General features: G+C 38.8%; 13 protein-coding genes. 7 read left to right on the top strand and 6 right to left on the bottom strand.

All coding sequences use genetic code 11. The features are described 5' to 3' along the window. Positions 1–38 precede the first annotated feature (38 nt). The 4 genes from AOR04_RS11980 (at position 39) to AOR04_RS11970 (ending at position 6,127) form a co-directional block, all read left to right on the top strand. Positions 39–3,308 (top strand): type I restriction endonuclease subunit R, encoded by a 3,270-nt coding sequence (locus AOR04_RS11980; RefSeq protein ID WP_198402999.1) that lies wholly within the window; start codon positions 39–41, stop codon positions 3,306–3,308. 68 nt (positions 3,309–3,376) lie between these two features. Then, the gene (locus AOR04_RS21710; protein WP_198402998.1) at positions 3,377–3,778 is read left to right on the top strand and encodes a hypothetical protein; all 402 of its coding nucleotides are present in this window, start codon (positions 3,377–3,379) and stop codon (positions 3,776–3,778) included. Further along, positions 3,763–4,113, top strand: coding sequence for an HNH endonuclease (locus tag AOR04_RS21705; RefSeq protein WP_198402997.1), 351 nt, complete (start codon positions 3,763–3,765; stop codon positions 4,111–4,113). The genes AOR04_RS21710 and AOR04_RS21705 overlap by 16 nt, the downstream gene beginning before the upstream one ends. Before the next feature lie 475 nt (positions 4,114–4,588). Further along, positions 4,589–6,127, top strand: coding sequence for a DUF2235 domain-containing protein (locus tag AOR04_RS11970; RefSeq protein WP_096793471.1), 1,539 nt, complete (start codon positions 4,589–4,591; stop codon positions 6,125–6,127). A gap of 11 nt (positions 6,128–6,138) precedes the next feature. On the opposite strand, the gene AOR04_RS11965 is transcribed toward AOR04_RS11970, so the two are convergent. Then, on the bottom strand, positions 6,139–6,453 hold the full coding sequence (locus AOR04_RS11965) for a hypothetical protein (protein ID WP_096793470.1): 315 nt from the start codon (positions 6,451–6,453) through the stop codon (positions 6,139–6,141). A 13-nt stretch (positions 6,454–6,466) separates the two neighbouring features. Beyond that, positions 6,467–7,432: a YHYH protein gene (locus AOR04_RS11960; protein WP_096793469.1), complete on the bottom strand. Its 966-nt coding sequence runs from the start codon at positions 7,430–7,432 to the stop codon at positions 6,467–6,469. 218 nt (positions 7,433–7,650) lie between these two features. On the opposite strand from AOR04_RS11960, the gene AOR04_RS11955 reads away from it, so the two are divergent. Continuing rightward, on the top strand, positions 7,651–8,412 hold the full coding sequence (locus AOR04_RS11955) for a sulfite exporter TauE/SafE family protein (protein ID WP_033028237.1): 762 nt from the start codon (positions 7,651–7,653) through the stop codon (positions 8,410–8,412). Between the two features lie 205 nt (positions 8,413–8,617). Here AOR04_RS11955 and AOR04_RS11950 read toward each other — a convergent pair whose 3' ends face one another. Then, positions 8,618–9,253: an SDR family oxidoreductase gene (locus AOR04_RS11950; protein WP_096793468.1), complete on the bottom strand. Its 636-nt coding sequence runs from the start codon at positions 9,251–9,253 to the stop codon at positions 8,618–8,620. A gap of 509 nt (positions 9,254–9,762) precedes the next feature. Next, a complete protein-coding gene (mnmC, locus tag AOR04_RS11945) occupies positions 9,763–11,772 on the bottom strand; it encodes a bifunctional tRNA (5-methylaminomethyl-2-thiouridine)(34)-methyltransferase MnmD/FAD-dependent 5-carboxymethylaminomethyl-2-thiouridine(34) oxidoreductase MnmC (protein WP_096793467.1) in 2,010 nt (669 codons plus the stop codon). Between the two features lie 179 nt (positions 11,773–11,951). On the opposite strand from mnmC, the gene fabB reads away from it, so the two are divergent. Together fabB and AOR04_RS11935 are read left to right on the top strand one after the other, a co-directional pair. Continuing rightward, the gene (gene fabB / locus AOR04_RS11940) at positions 11,952–13,163 is read left to right on the top strand and encodes a beta-ketoacyl-ACP synthase I (RefSeq protein ID WP_007377718.1); all 1,212 of its coding nucleotides are present in this window, start codon (positions 11,952–11,954) and stop codon (positions 13,161–13,163) included. A 130-nt stretch (positions 13,164–13,293) separates the two neighbouring features. After that, complete coding sequence (locus tag AOR04_RS11935) at positions 13,294–13,803, top strand: GNAT family N-acetyltransferase (protein WP_096793466.1); 510 nt, start codon at positions 13,294–13,296, stop codon at positions 13,801–13,803. Between the two features lie 189 nt (positions 13,804–13,992). Here AOR04_RS11935 and AOR04_RS11930 read toward each other — a convergent pair whose 3' ends face one another. Continuing rightward, the gene (locus tag AOR04_RS11930; RefSeq protein WP_007377720.1) at positions 13,993–14,379 is read right to left on the bottom strand and encodes an MmcQ/YjbR family DNA-binding protein; all 387 of its coding nucleotides are present in this window, start codon (positions 14,377–14,379) and stop codon (positions 13,993–13,995) included. A 326-nt stretch (positions 14,380–14,705) separates the two neighbouring features. Then, the gene (locus AOR04_RS11925; RefSeq protein ID WP_007377721.1) at positions 14,706–15,503 is read right to left on the bottom strand and encodes a hypothetical protein; all 798 of its coding nucleotides are present in this window, start codon (positions 15,501–15,503) and stop codon (positions 14,706–14,708) included. Positions 15,504–15,516 lie beyond the last annotated feature (13 nt).

Raw genomic sequence — 15,516 nt, 5'->3', positions numbered from 1 at the left:
CAACACGTTAAATAAGTCACGTATAAGGAATAATAAAAGTGATAGATACAACCCAAGAACGTATTTTTCAAGACGACATAATTAGCCAAATGGTGGCAAATGGTTGGGTTGAAGGCACAGGCGCTGGCTATAACTGTGAAACCGCTTTGTATGAACAAGATGCACTGGCCTTTGTTAAAAACACCCAACCCAAAGAGTGGCAAAAGCTGTGTAAGGTGTTCCCTAATGATCCTGAACGTCACTTTTTAGAAGCGCTGGTGGCACAACTTAAAAAAGCGGATATAAACGCCACCGATAAAGCCTCTCGAACGTATGGTGTTTTAGGTGTGTTACGCCATGGTTTAAAAATTCGTAATGCGCGATTTGAACTGTGCCAATTTAAACCAGAGCACAACCTAAACCCCGAAACCCTAGCGCGTTACGAGCAAAACACCTGCCGAATAGTGCAAGAGCTAGTGTATAGCCCGTATGCCAGTGCAGAGCACTTAGCTGCAACAGGCAGCAAAGCCAAAAGCTGGCGTATAGATTTAGTGTTGTTTGTAAATGGCTTACCCGTATCAACCCTTGAGCTTAAATCAGAATTTAAACAAGCGGTTGAAAATGCCATTAAGCAATACAAACAAACCCGCTTACCTAAAGACCCTGCAACTAAAAAACCAGAGCCACTGCTTACCTTTAAGCGCGGTGCATTAGTGCACTTTGCCGTAAGTCAATTTGAGGTATATATGACCACGAAGCTTGCTGGTGACGACACTTTCTTTTTACCCTTTAACAAAGGCACAAGCGAAGGTGGGGCAGGTAATGATGTACCTGAAGACACTAGCCGTTACGCAACCGATTACCTGTGGAATGAAGTATTAGTGCCTAAAAATCTGCTTAATATTTTAGGCAGCTTTGTACACTTACAAATAGAAGAGTTTGAAAATTGGGAAGGGCTAAAAGATAAAAAAGAAACGCTTATTTTCCCGCGTTATCACCAATGGGATGTAGTAAGTAAGCTGATTGATGCAGCAATTGAAGAGGGCACAGGTAACAAGTATTTAGTGCAACACAGTGCGGGCTCTGGTAAATCAAACTCTATTGCTTGGACAGCCCACCAGCTTTCTACTCTGTATGACGAGCAAGGTAATAAACAATTTCATTCAGTGATTGTTGTAACAGATAGAACGGTACTTGATGATCAGCTGCAAGATACTATTTATCAGTTTGAGCATGCAGACGGTGTAGTAGGGCGTATTAATAATAAAGAAGGTGATGGCTCTAAATCAGAAAAGCTCGCCAGTGCACTTGAAAACGCTCAGCCTATTATTATTGTAACCATTCAAACTTTTCCGTTTGTATTGCGTGCTATAGAGAACAGTACCAGCTTAAAAGAGCGCAGCTATGCGGTTATTGCCGATGAAGCTCATTCATCACAAAGTGGCTCTACAGCTCGCCAGTTAAAAGAAGTATTAATGACTGAAGAAACTGATGACGATGTTGAGTTATCGTCAGAGGATATACTCGATGCAACCGTTGCAGCCCGCCGTGGTAGTGCAAACCTTAACTACTATGCATTTACTGCCACACCTAAAGCAAAAACAATAGAGCTGTTTGGTCGATTACCTAACCCAGAACTGCCTCCATCAAAACAAAATAAGCCAGTGGCGTATCACATATATTCAATGCGCCAAGCAATAGAGGAAGGCTTTATATTAGATGTGCTTAAAAATTACACTAACTATAAGGTGATGTACCAACTTGCTCAAAAAATAGAAGCGGCAGATGAAGAGGTTGATAGTAAAAAAGCAGCAGTAAAACTTAACCAATGGGTGCGTTTACACGACCATAATATATCGCAAAAAGTTAAAGTGATTATTGAACACTTTAAAGATAACGTAATGGGTTTATTAGGCGGGCAAGCCAAAGCAATGGTAGTAACTGGCTCACGTAAAGAGGCTGTACGTTATAAGTTAGCATTTGATAAATACGTGGCAGAGGCGCTTGCAGAGCAAAAAACAGGTTACTCGACAATACGCGCTATGGTGGCATTTTCAGGCGAAGTTGAGTTTACTAAAAGCGACCCTGATAGCGCTGCATTTTTAGATAAGAAGTTTACCGAAAAAAATATGAACCCTGATCTTAAAGGGCGCGATATGCGCAAAGCCTTTGATAGTGATGATTACCAAGTCATGCTGGTTGCTAATAAGTTTCAAACAGGCTTCGACCAACCAAAACTATGCGCTATGTATGTAGATAAAAAGCTAGGCGGCGTTGAGTGTGTACAAACCCTGTCGCGATTAAACCGTACTTACCCAAGTAAAGCTGAAACAGGCACGTTTGTATTGGACTTCTTTAATGCCCCTGAAGACATACTAGAAGCATTTCAGCCTTATTACCAAACAGCGGAGCTTGCTGATGTGACTGACCCTCAGATTGTTTTTGATTTGTTTGAAAAACTGCGTGCTAGCGGTATATTTTTGTGGGCTGAGGTTGAGCAGTTTTGTGCAGCGTTCTTTACCAAGAACAAATCAAACGCGGCGATTAGCAATATTATTCACCCCGCTAAAGAGCGTTGGCAAAAGCGTTACGCATCGGCAATTGAGGCGTATATAAAAGCGAGAGAAATGTTTGAACGCACCAAAAAGACTGAAGACGCTGTATTAATAGCTAACGCAGAAACAAGCTTTAAAGAGTGCAAACAAGAAAAAGACCGCCTAGAGATATTCAAAAAGGATTTAGGCAGCTTTACCCGCTTTTACGAGTTTATGTCGCAGCTGGTGGAATACGACGACAAAGAGCTTGAAAAACTAAGCTTGTTCGCCCGCCACTTACGCCCACTGTTACGTGAAAAAGTAGTGACTGAAGATGAGCTTGATTTAGACAACGTAGTAATGAGCCATTACCGCCTATCAAAAATACGCCAGCAAGATATACAGCTAAAAGAAGACGCGCCTGATTACAAGCTTGAGCCAAGTAATGATGTGGGTAGTGCTAAAGCGAAGGATAAAAAAGAAGCGTTCTTATCTCAGATAATCGACAAGCTTAATGAGGTTTTTATTACTGATAACCTAACTAATAAAGACATGCTTAACTATGCCTATACAGTACGCGATAAACTAACCGAAAACGCCTCTGTAATGAGCCAGATTGCAAACAATAGCCCAGAGCAAGCAATGCTAGGTGATTTCCCTCAAGCGATGGATGACGCCATCTTAGGAAGCAGTGATGCACACCAAGAACAAATGATGCAGCTACTGTCAGATCCCGCAAGAAACCAGCAATTCGCGCGAGTGATATTTGACATGTTGAGCGGGTTTAAGGGCTAGTTTTTTTTGAAATCGTAAGGTCTTTAATATAGGTATAGCGAGTACTACTTAACTTAAAAGGGAATATTATGAATAGAAAACAATTTGTAGAATCACTTGGCGGAGATTGTCAAAATTGGACATGGAGTTGGTCATTTATTAACAGGCAAAAAAAGCAAATTATATTTGGTGCATGGAATCATAATTCAAGTGATGGTAGTCAGCTTATTTTAAGTGACCGCTGGGAAAAAAATAAGAATGGCAGAAAGCAGAGTGGATATAGCCAGTCAATTGAGCATTTAAAGCTAGTTGAAAGTGGTGAGTATGAATTACTTACTTTTGAAATGTTTCGCTCAGAAGAAAAAACAAAAAATGGAAAAGTGAAAATCAAAAAAATAGTTCCGCTAGCTGTAAGTAAAACACTAACAAAAGAGGGGGTAACTTTTATGCAGATGAGCAGCCTGTCGAACAAGTATTGCCAGAAGAAGTAACTGGAGCGGATACATACATTGAGGGGGCAACTAAAGTTGTAACTATAAATAAGTATGAAAGAGATGTTAAGGCTAGAAAAAAGTGTATAGCTCACTTTGGCTGTGTATGTCAGGTATGTGGTTTTGATTTTGAGAAAGTTTATGGTGACTTAGGAAAAGGGTATATACATGTCCACCACATTGTTCCATTATCAGAGATCGGCAAAGAATACGAAGTAAATCCAGAAGAAGATTTGGTGCCTCTATGTCCTAATTGTCACGCGATGGTTCACAGAATAAAGCCAGCAAAGTCTTTAGCAGATTTAAAATCGGAACTTAATAAAAATAAGTTATAATAATTTATTAAAAGAATCTAATGTCGGGATTCAATTATGATATTTCTTTTTAGTACCAAGGTTAGTACCAATCAAGCTGTTTGTTGGTTTTGTATTTAAGTTAAAACAGTGTGTTACGATATTGATTAAGATTCCCCCAGCTCCACCAATAAAGGTTTTTGAACTACAGATCTTCGTTTTTAGGATTTTATTTTTGACTAATTAACGTTTGTCACTTAATACTTGAACTCAAGTAACAATAAGTAATACCAATCCGCAATAATACTTAATCAATTTGAGGGATTAAATCTGGCGTTAACTGCGTAAAAATTTCTGATATACGACTACATCTCGATGCTGGATGCAGAGCAATGAGTGATAACAACTAAATAACGAAATTTTTGCCTTATTATCGATACGATTTTCTTAGCTCAAAATAATCTCTTAATTAAGCGAATTGATATAATAAACATTAATTGATGCAAGGAAGTTAATTATGGCTAACTTAGTAATTTGCTGTGACGGCACATGGAATAATCCTCAACAAGAAGACAATGGTGCTCCCGCACCAACCAATGTCGTCAAGCTCTACCACGCGCTAGCGAAAAAAGATAATTCAGAGGTCACTCAAAAGTTGTACTACCACCCAGGTCTTGGGGGCGAAGAAACGGGGCTAAAAGATTCTATAATTGATGGAGCTTTAGGTAAAAGTATAAAAAGGCATATTTGTAGTGCTTATCATTGGTTAGCGAGTAACTACAACGAAGGCGACAAAGTATTTATTTTTGGGTTTAGCCGAGGAGCATTTACGGCGAGGAGTTTAGGTGGGCTGTTAGGGCTAGGGCTACTTGATTTTAATAAGCTTGAAAATAACAAAGCGCGGTGGGAAAAGACCCACGGACATTTTGAAAACTATAAGTCAAAACTAGAGAGGATCCCTAAGAGTTTATATATTAACAATAAAAAAAGCTTACCTATTCATTTTATAGGCGTATGGGAAACGGTGGGGGCATTGGGTATACCAAATGACATGGAGCTATTTAACTTGTTGGATAACCCTGCGTCATGGCGTTTTCACGATACTAGTTTGGGAAAACATATAAGTATTGCTAGGCACGCAATGGCAATGGATGAGAAGCGAAGTAGTTTTTGTGTTACTCGCTGGAGTGAGAATTTAGTTGATCGAGACGTTAAAGAAATGTGGTTTCCGGGCGTACATTCCGATGTAGGTGGCGGGTATTATGATACAGATTTATCAGATATCGCACTTGAGTGGATGATAAAGGAAGCGCAGGAGAGCGGTTTATTTTTTCGGGATAACATTTTAAATCAGCTTAATCCAAATCCTTGTGGCGTACTTCATAATTCATTTAAAGGAATATTTGCTAAGTTTAGATCTCGTCCGCGCAATGTGGATTGTGTAATTACAGCAAATAATGAAAGCTTCCACGAGAGTGTATTTAAGCGTCAAGAAATATCGCCTATTGAACATTCTGAATATTGGCCAACAATAAAATTAGAGGTTGGGGAATCGACGGTTGTTAATGTATTTGCTAAGCAACATTGGACTCCAACGTATATTTACATGAATAAGGGTGAACGGTATATTTTTGACTCTGAAGGCGAGTGGCAAGATAGTAAAGATGAATGTGATTGGCTTGGTACAGAGGATGGAAAATTAACGGCGGGCGACATTATTCGATTTGCATCATCTATTTTGGGAATGACTGAACGTAAATTTAAACAAGCAACGCAGAATCGCTCTACCGATTTTTGGGGAACTAAACGGGTAGAGCATATGCGATGGTTCATTGCTGTTGGGTGTATCGCAAACGATTCTGGTAAAGCGCAGGCGGTTACAAACGATGGTAGTCCGCACCCTCATCAATATGAAGCTCTCTCACATTATCAAAAAAACTCGAAGACGTTACAGATTAGCTCCTCGGGCTATTTTTATGCTTTCCCAAATGATGTGTGGTCTTTGTACCATAATAATCAAGGCTGCATTCAACTCAGGGTAACTCGAAAGTCATAGTGGCTAAAATATTAATGTGTAGCCTGTTTACTTAAATTATAAGCAGAGCTGTGAGGAGTCACTTCATTTTTCGTCCTTTTAGTGGCTTTTTCTATTATGTTTTCGAGAGGTTGAGTACGTACACACATAAGTACATTATTCATTGCTTGGCAAGTACCGGTTGCTTTTTGATTATGTGTTGTATAGGTGCACGTTTGGTTAAGGTTTTTGTTTTCACATGCATGCCAAGGTGCGGTATTACCATGGCCTGCGTGGCTAAACGCATAAAATGAGTTGCCTAATGTAAAAGTCACAATAACCATTTTTGATATAGTTAACATTTTCATTTTGTTGTCCTTTTTATTGTGCGGTTTCGCCTTTGTAACAACCAATAAACATATTTTCTGAGACGCTTGCTGCATGGTAATGATAGCCGCGTGTGTCGTCGTAATGTCCTCTGCATTCATCTAAATCAGTTGGTTCTGTATTATTGCTCCCTAGCATGGCAAAGATCCCAAAACCATCAAATGCATAACCTACCATTGCAGCATGTCCGTCTGATTGAGCTTGCGTTTGGCTACAACCTGCTTCGCCATGATAGTGGTAGCCTTCATTAAGGTTTATGTGGCCTGCACAATCATCAAATGCGGCTATGGTATAGGCACTTAAAATGGCATCTACAGGGGCAGGAGCAGCTAACACAACTCCATTAAGCGCGATGCCTATATTTGATCTACCAACACTATTTGCTTGGTTTGCGGTTACGGGGGTTATAGGTATTAAAAATGATTGCGAGATACCACCATTTACATACTCTATTGAGCATTCTACGCAGTGGTTTTGGTATTGTTCTTCTACATTGGGCCTTGCTGCACCATCGCATGATGCATACGTATTTGTGATATTTACTTGTCCTATGCTTTCGTCATAAAGTTGCCAGTGGCTATCATTATATAATGCGGGTAAATTTAAAATAAAATCACCGGTAATGTCATATACCTCGCCATTACCATCAAACCAAATACCCGCTTCATCAGCATTTGAGGTAATCGTGTTTGGGCAAAAAATACCTATTTCATGATTTGCAGGTGCACCTGCAATCTCAATTTTATAGCATGACGTTTCATCGCCATTACTTAATGTACACAATTGAGTTGTTATAGCTGATACCAATGCACCACCTTCGAAATTAAAAGGGTCTACTTCTATTACTGTAGTCGTTGTTGTATTGGGTGAAGTATTATCAATAATAATCGCTTCTGTTTCAGTTGTGTCTTTGTCGTTATTGCTACCACATGCTGATAACCCAATGGCTGTTACACTCATGAAAACAAGCTTTAAAAACTCTGATTTTAGTTTTATCACGTGATTAATCCAAATAATGAAGTGGGGTATAGGGTATTTGTTAAATGTGCAAATAAAGCGCAAAAATTAAGTAACATTACACGCAGGTAAAATGGCTGTTCAGGCTGATGAAAAATAGCAGTAGACCTTGGTATATTTAATCGCCATTATTATGGCTCTATTAAAAGCATGGTTTACAGATGGATTTATTTACCACTGATCTTATTTCGCCTCTGTTGGCGAGCGTTTTTATTGTGTTAGCGGGCTTCACTTCATTTTTTTCAGCTGCATTTGGTGCCGGCGGCGGGTTGATGTTGCTTGTTGTAATGGCATCATTTATGCCAATGACGTTGGTTGTGCCTGTACATGGGCTTGTGCAATTAGGTTCGAACACAAATCGGTTATTACTCACTTTTAAGCATATAGACAAAAAAATGTTTATTTATTTTACGCTTGGAGGGAGTGCAGGGGCTATATTATCGAGTTTTGTTATTGTCGATATTCAACTTGATGCTATGAAATTAATAGCGGGGCTTTTTGTAATTTATTTATTGTGGGGAAAAATCCCCACTGCGTTACAAAGCAGTTCGGTCGTGTGGCGTTTTTTTTCCGGCTTTGTTACCACGTTTATTTCTATGTTTGTTGGGGCAAGTGGGCCACTCGTTGGAAGTTGCTTGCACATGAGCAATTACAGCAAGCTGCGATTTACGGCGACGTTTTCTGGCATTATGTCGGTTCAACATTTATTTAAAGCGGGTGTATATGCAGCGGTTGGTTTTAGCTTTTGGCAATGGTTGCCTTTGGTTGGAGCAATGATTTTAAGTGGTGCATTAGGTACATGGTTGGGTGTTCGATTACTGCATCGTATACCAACAGAAAAATTTAAGTGTATTTTTAAATGCATATTAACATTACTGGCATTACAGCTAGCTTGGCAGGGCCTTGAGGTAATATTTAATTAACTTGAACTCTTGGCAATAAATCTATCTCAAGTAGTTATTTTAAGCGCTAACTGCGTTAAATTTACTTTGTTCTCACTGAAAGCTCTGGCTAGAGATAAATAAATTTAAATATTATTATGGTTCAATATGTTAGTAAATCCCTTAACTAGAGTTCTGGTTAAGGGATTGGTATTACATTGTACTAATTTTGTGGTTTTGTTGGCGTTTATTTAACAGCGGATTTGATAGGTTTGTCACCATCGAACAGTTCAAAAATACGGTTGCTATTTGGGCTGTTAGTTGCAATATGAAGTAATGCATTAGCAACATTTTCTCGGCTAATTTTAGCTTTGTCACTGTCTTTAGGGCGTTCGGTTGTTACTGCTAACGATGCTTTTTCGTCGGTTAATGTAGCAGGGCGAATAATTGTGTAATTTAAGCCACTGTTAATTAAATGCTCATCAGCCATATGCTTAGCTACAAGGTATGGTTTCAAGTCGCCATTTATTGAGTCGGGATCGTCTGCACCAATAGAGCTAACCATGATGAAGTGTTTTGTTGAATGTTCACGGGCGTAGTTTGCAGCTTTAGTTGCTGCCCATAAATCAATTAAAACGGTTTTGTCGTCGCCAGTACTACCGCCCGAACCTGCAGCAAATATAACTTGATCGCAGCCTTTTAGTGCGTTGCTAAAGTCGCCTTCGAGATCTTGCTCTACAATACTTAAAAAAGGGCTTTTTAAATCACTCAGCTTGTTTTTATCACGCACTAGGGCAACCACATTTTGTTCATTTTTTAATAATAACTCAGTGGTCATTTTACCAATTTTACCGCTTGCGCCAATAATTAAGGTCTTGCTCATAATTAATTCCTTCTTAACTAGTACCAATTTTATTAAAAAGTGAATATTCTGGCGAAGATAGTAACTTACTAACGTTGTTAAAATTATTTATACAGATCACTCTATGTCATAATTTTTACTTTGTTATTAAGCTATTTTTCATCGTTATAATAAATCACTAATTTAATGCTGTTAGTATAAATAAATTGAAAAGTAATGTGCTGTGTAAACAGACCTTGGGGTAGGCGTTTATTTTTAAAGGGTAAATTTGAGTTTAAATGAGCTAATTTCAAAAAATACTTTAATTAAAATACGATACTTAACTGAGTATTAAAATTAGCTGTTTTTATCGTGTTTTTTAGAGTTTTTTGATTGGTTGTTATGCTTTTTACATATTATCGCGATGGTGTAAGTTAACAATACTTTTTGGCAGTTATATTTTTAGGTTGTGTAGCGTTTTTGTTGGGAAGGCTTTTAATTATAACTTTTTAAGCGGTGTTTTTTAGCTTACCAAAAAGCACCGCTGTTGCTTAAATTTTATTACGAATTAAATCTCTGACGATAAACCGGGCAGGATGAATCGCTTGGCTAACACGTTCGCTTAACGGGCGAGGTTCATTGTTTAAACAGCTAATAAGGTGCTCTGCACTGAGTGGGGCACTACACAAAGCACGTGCCCCAAAACCGGTAAAAATATGCAGACCTTGCTGTGATTTAGTTAGTTGCTGGTACTGATAGCGCTTACCTAGGCGCAAGTTAGCAAAGGCTGTAATGTAATCACTTTGTTCACACCATTGTCCTGCCATTGGCAGGTGGTCGATAAATGTGCAGCGCACAGCCGCTTTTGCAGAAGTTATGTTGCCAAGCGTTGTTGCAAATTCACTTTGTTTATAAAAGTTAAGCAGTTGTTCGCGGTTTAACTGATTGTCGAGCGCTGTAACTTGACGGCTTTTGGTATTTTTTTCAAACGTGGCACCCATACAGTGATGATCTAAATAGGCTGGGGTAAAATAGCCTTTATGGCACAGCACTGTTTTAAGTTTGCGTGATTGCTCACTTGCCTGAACATGCGAAACTTGCCCGCGTACGCCTACTATTGGTAGTGCTTTTGTTTGCTCAAATGCATCACTGTGCTCGCCTGCACAAATAATTACATCACTAAAAGGACCTAACTGCTCATCATTCGTTAATAAAAACCAACCGCTGTCAGTTTTTTTAAGCTGTTTTATATTGCAGTTAAATACGCTTTTAAATGGGTTTATGCTATTTGCAGCGCTTAACATGGCGTTTACTAATTGCGGAGGGTTAACCCAGCCGCCTTGTTCAAAAAACACGCCCGAATAACCTGTTTTTACACCCACTATTTCATCACCTTCCTCGGCTGTTACATTACGCATTAGCTGGGTTGGCCACAGCTGTTTTTGCGCTAAGTTTCCGTGTTTATCGGCGAGAGGCTTTTTTACTGCGTGTTGTAATACGCCGCACCAATCGTAATCAAAGCTAAAGCCGCTACCGAGTAACTGGTTATACAAACGTTTTGCGTATAAAAAACTATGTGCGAATAATTCACTGTGCGGTGAATTTTTAGCTTGTAGGTGAGGGTAAATAGCACCTTGTACATTATGCGAAGCGCCCATTGCGGGCTTTTCATCTTGGCAGAATAATTGGCTTGCAATACCACGCTTAGCTAAGCTGTATAAAACACAACTACTGGCAATACCACCGCCAATTACAGCCACATTTTTAAGTGTGCTTTTATCTTGGTTAAAATAAGCTGGAGCCGATTGTGAACTATTAGCTTGTTTGAGCTTTGCGAACAGTATGTTTTGTTTTTTGCTAAAGCCTTTTGTTTTTTCAGCACTAAAGCCAGCCTCTATTAATCCTCGTTGAACAAAGTCAGCGGAAGTAAAAGTCGATAAGGTTGCATTAGCTCTTGTTATATCAGCCATGGAGTTAAATAAACTTTGTTGCCACATATCAGGATTTTTACTTGGCTCAAGCCCATTTAAATACCAAGCATCAACGATTCCAGATTGTGGGTAGCTCATTGCTTGTATTGATTCAAGTGCATCACCTAAGTACAAATCGAGGATAACACGGCCATTATTAAATTCGAGTCGATGACATCCTTCTAAATTTATAGGGTACTGGGCAAGTAACTCTTCACTTAATGGCTGAAAAGAAGGCCATGCTTGTAAAAGTTGGCTTAAGTTAGCTAATTTTAATGGGTGCTTTTCAAAGGAAATAAAATGCAGCCGTTTAACACCTATATCTAATTGATTTTGAACTTGTTGGCGTGCAATGTGGTCATTAAAGCACTGCCATGCATTTAAAAAATTAAGGCCGGTACCAAAAGCGGTTTCGGCTATAACAAAATGTGGTTGGTCATGATTTTGTAATCGAGTATCTATATTGTTTTGATCATAAAACACATAATGGGATTCGGCCAAGCCATTATCATCAGAAAAATAAATATCATCGAAGTCGCTGGCAACAGGAGTACCTGAGTGATTAAAGTGTATTTGCGCGTTTTTGATCATGACTTATAAGGTTTACAAATAATATTTTTAATTATTTTACGTGTTTTCTTTGTAATAGTCTGGCGTTATTTATAAGCTAGCGGTTCAGAGTACAAGTGTACGCTAGAAAGCTGACCACTTAGGTGATTAAATTCGCGTAAAATAGAACACAATTGAGTATTAAGCTAAGGGAATTACCCATGAGAAGAGCTGTAATTACAGGTATCGGTGTTGTATCAAGTATCGGTAACAACAAAGAAGAAGTATTAGAATCGCTAAAAACAGGTAAGAGCGGTATCGCTTTTAACCAAGAATTTGCTGATTATAAGTTACGTAGTAACGTATCGGGTAAAATTGATATTGATGTTAAAGCCCATGTTGATCGCAAAGCAATGCGCTTTATGGGTGATGCTGCTGCTTATTCTTATATTTCGATGACACAAGCAATCGAAGACTCAGGTTTGTCTGACGAACAAGTATCTAATGAGCGCACGGGTATTATTGTTGGCTCTGGTGGCGGTTCGTCTAAATGGCAAGTAGAAGCCGCTGATATTTTACGTGAAAAAGGCGTAAAACGTGTGGGGCCTTATATGGTGCCACGTACTATGGCAAGTACAACTTCTGCTTGTTTAGCAACCCCTTTTAAAATTAAAGGTGTTAACTATTCAATTAGCTCAGCATGTGCAACATCTGCGCACTGTATTGGCAACGCGGTAGAACAAATTCAACTTGGTAAACAAGACGTTGTATTTGCTGGTGGCGGTGAAGAATTACACTGGACATTAGCAATGGAATTTGACGCTATGGGCGCACTTTCTACTAAATACAACGAAACACCCGAAAAAGCATCTCGTACATATGATGCAAACCGTGATGGTTTTGTTATTTCTGGCGGTGGCGGTATTGTTGTAGTTGAAGAACTTGAACATGCCCTTGCGCGTGGCGCACACATTTACGCTGAAATTGTTGGCTACGGTGCAACATCAGATGGCTACGACATGGTTGCGCCATCTGGCGAAGGTGCGGCACGTTGTATGCGCCAAGCTATGCAAGATGTAGACAGTATTGATTACTTAAATACTCACGGTACATCTACACCTGTAGGCGACGTTAAAGAGCTTGGTGCAATTCAAGAAGTGTTTGGCGGTAAGTCACCAATGATCAGTGCAACTAAAGCTATGACAGGCCATGCTCTAGGTGCTGCGGGTGTTCACGAAGCAATCTTTTCATTATTAATGCTAGAGCACAGCTTTGTAGCGCCTTCAATTAATATTGATGACCTAGATGAGCAAGCGGCTGGTTTAGATATTATTACTGAACGTCGTGATGTTGAACTCAATACGGTTATGTCAAATAGCTTTGGCTTTGGTGGCACAAACGCGACTTTAGTAATGAGCAAATATAAAGGCTAATTGGTTCTACTTAGTTTTTATATAATTTATAGCCGCTCACTTTATAAGTGAGCGGCTTTTTACTTAAGAATTTATAAGTTATTGCGATTGTTTTTCGTGCTTTTTATTAATAATCATTTGTGGAGGGCCTATGCTGTTATTTACAGAACGATTAAAAATGCGGCAATTGAGTGATGCTGATTGGTCTGTTTTTTTGCAGCTCCATCGTGAACCCGACGTGCTTGAATATTGCTTTGACATGCCAAAAGAAGTATTTGTGAGACAGCGGTTTGAGCAGCGCTTACCTATTTGGGATCCAGACTCTCGCCATCCATTATGCTTTGCTGTTATAAACAATGAAACACAGGAGGTTATAGGTGTTACTGGTTTTACTTATGATGGAATAACTGCTGAACTAGGGTATTTATTTTTACCAAAACACTTCTCTAAAGGGTACGCAACTGAGTCGTTAAGAACCGTAATCGAATGGGCGTGGCAAGAATGTGGTATCAAACAGTTTAAAGCTGTGGTGACACGGGGTAATACAAGCTCAGAAAATGTATTGAGCAAATGCGGATTAACACAGACAGATGCTATACCTCAATCACATATTATTGCTGGTACGCGTTATGATGATTTAATTTACACACTCAAAGTCTAATACCAATGCGCAATAATACATAATCAATTTGAGGGATTAAATCTGGCGCTAACAGCGTTAAACATTCTAAGTTATAAATTTATCAAGGCTATTAAACAGCCCAAGACTGGAAGATTCTAATCTTGAAAGGTTAACAACGTTAGGTGGGTTTATTGGGCTAGAAAGCTAGCCCCTAATAGAAGTAGACGTTTACAAATGCTGCTCTATTGTTTTGCGATCTTTTTCTGGCATGTTTTCCACGACTAAATTAAATGAATTATCGATCATTCGTTCTATTTCGCCTTGTGGAATCGAACCATCTAAAATAACAGTATTCCATAACCGTTTATTCATATGATAGCCTGGGATCACTGCAGGGAAAATGTCGCGTAACGAAAGTGCTTCATCGGGATCGCACTTTAAATTAAGCCACCAAATAATTTCTCCATCGTCATTTGTTTCACCATCATTGCCAACGGCAAGAGTAGCAAACATTTTATGATTCACTTTATAAACATCAACCTCTTGAGCAAACGGTTTTGTAACTTGAACAAGTGGCTTTTTAATTAAATACTCATGCACTCTTATTTGGTCCATGATCCATTCCTTGAAGTCATACTCGGTACACATACCATAGCATTATTTTATTAGTTTTGTGATACGAAATATCGATTGTCTTCATTTTTTTTAGCATTAATACACTGAAGTATTGGAAGTTATTTATATTGATACAGAGATAAACCTTCTAAATACAAAAATCAGCCTATGAGATATTATACCAACCCGCAATAATACTTAATCAATGTGTGGTATTAAATCTGGCGTTAACGGCGTTAAAAACTTCTGACAAAGAGCAACTAAATAATGAATTTTTACCTTGTTACCAACAAGGCTTGCTTACCTAAAGTAAACCAGTTAATAGGCTAAACTGACTTTGGTAAAGACGAATAGGCAATGACAGCGGCATCACGTTGAGCGAGATCTGGTTTAGTTGTATTTTTACTATAAAGAAGGCAAAACTCTGTGGGATCCCCTTTGGCTGTTAAGTAATATTCATGAGTGAATTGTAATAGAACTTCTTTCCAACGCTTTGTAATTGAATCGGGGGCGCTTGGTAAAGAATTTAAAATGAGTTTCGATTCTTCAAAATTACTATTAATTGCAACATTCAGCATGTCATCGTTAGCAGCCGCCAACCAACTAGATCCATTATTACCTACGCAAAGCAATGGCATATAAGGTGCTAGAGCTGGGCACACATCATTTTTGTATATTTCGACTTGCCAGTATGGACGGGCTATTTTTATAAACTGAGTAAAACTTTCAATTGTTGTAAATTTGGATGTTGCCAAAGGTAAAATTTCGACTCTTGGCTTATTTGCATTAACGGTGTCATTGGCAACATCGATATACCATGGCCCGAATATGAGTGCGTTTTGAAAGTATTCATCTCGTAATGACCCCCATGCTTTTTTTAAATCGGTACCTTGGTTAATACGCTTTTTTAATAAGCACAGACCCGGTTTATCTGTTTGTGGTAGTTGTGTTTGCAATAATGAAAACACTTCATCGCGAATTTCTCTACAACGCCCTATTGGGTAGGGTTTATTGGCAAAATAAGGCATTTTAGGCGCAAGTGTTAAATCGGCAATTAATCTAAGTTGTGCTAAATCGTTGCACAACATAGTTAGCTGCTTTGGCGTAAGGCTGTTATTAAGCACTCATATTCCTTAT

It is taken from the genome of Pseudoalteromonas sp. 1_2015MBL_MicDiv (assembly GCF_002407505.1).
In the GTDB taxonomy this organism is placed as follows: domain Bacteria; phylum Pseudomonadota; class Gammaproteobacteria; order Enterobacterales; family Alteromonadaceae; genus Pseudoalteromonas; species Pseudoalteromonas fuliginea.
This window is presented reverse-complemented; position numbering and strand designations above follow the sequence as displayed.

What these genes read in the sequence shown, in the direction of transcription:
- AOR04_RS21710 (WP_198402998.1), top strand. Translation starts at nt 3,377, where the DNA reads ATGAATAGAAAACAATTTGTAGAATCACTTGGCGGAGATTGTCAAAAT.
- AOR04_RS11970 (WP_096793471.1), top strand. Translation starts at nt 4,589, where the DNA reads ATGGCTAACTTAGTAATTTGCTGTGACGGCACATGGAATAATCCTCAA.
- AOR04_RS11965 (WP_096793470.1), bottom strand. Translation starts at nt 6,453, where the DNA reads ATGAAAATGTTAACTATATCAAAAATGGTTATTGTGACTTTTACATTA.
- AOR04_RS11960 (WP_096793469.1), bottom strand. Translation starts at nt 7,432, where the DNA reads ATGAGTGTAACAGCCATTGGGTTATCAGCATGTGGTAGCAATAACGAC.
- AOR04_RS11955 (WP_033028237.1), top strand. Translation starts at nt 7,651, where the DNA reads ATGGATTTATTTACCACTGATCTTATTTCGCCTCTGTTGGCGAGCGTT.
- AOR04_RS11950 (WP_096793468.1), bottom strand. Translation starts at nt 9,253, where the DNA reads ATGAGCAAGACCTTAATTATTGGCGCAAGCGGTAAAATTGGTAAAATG.
- mnmC (WP_096793467.1), bottom strand. Translation starts at nt 11,772, where the DNA reads ATGATCAAAAACGCGCAAATACACTTTAATCACTCAGGTACTCCTGTT.
- fabB (WP_007377718.1), top strand. Translation starts at nt 11,952, where the DNA reads ATGAGAAGAGCTGTAATTACAGGTATCGGTGTTGTATCAAGTATCGGT.
- AOR04_RS11935 (WP_096793466.1), top strand. Translation starts at nt 13,294, where the DNA reads ATGCTGTTATTTACAGAACGATTAAAAATGCGGCAATTGAGTGATGCT.
- AOR04_RS11930 (WP_007377720.1), bottom strand. Translation starts at nt 14,379, where the DNA reads ATGGACCAAATAAGAGTGCATGAGTATTTAATTAAAAAGCCACTTGTT.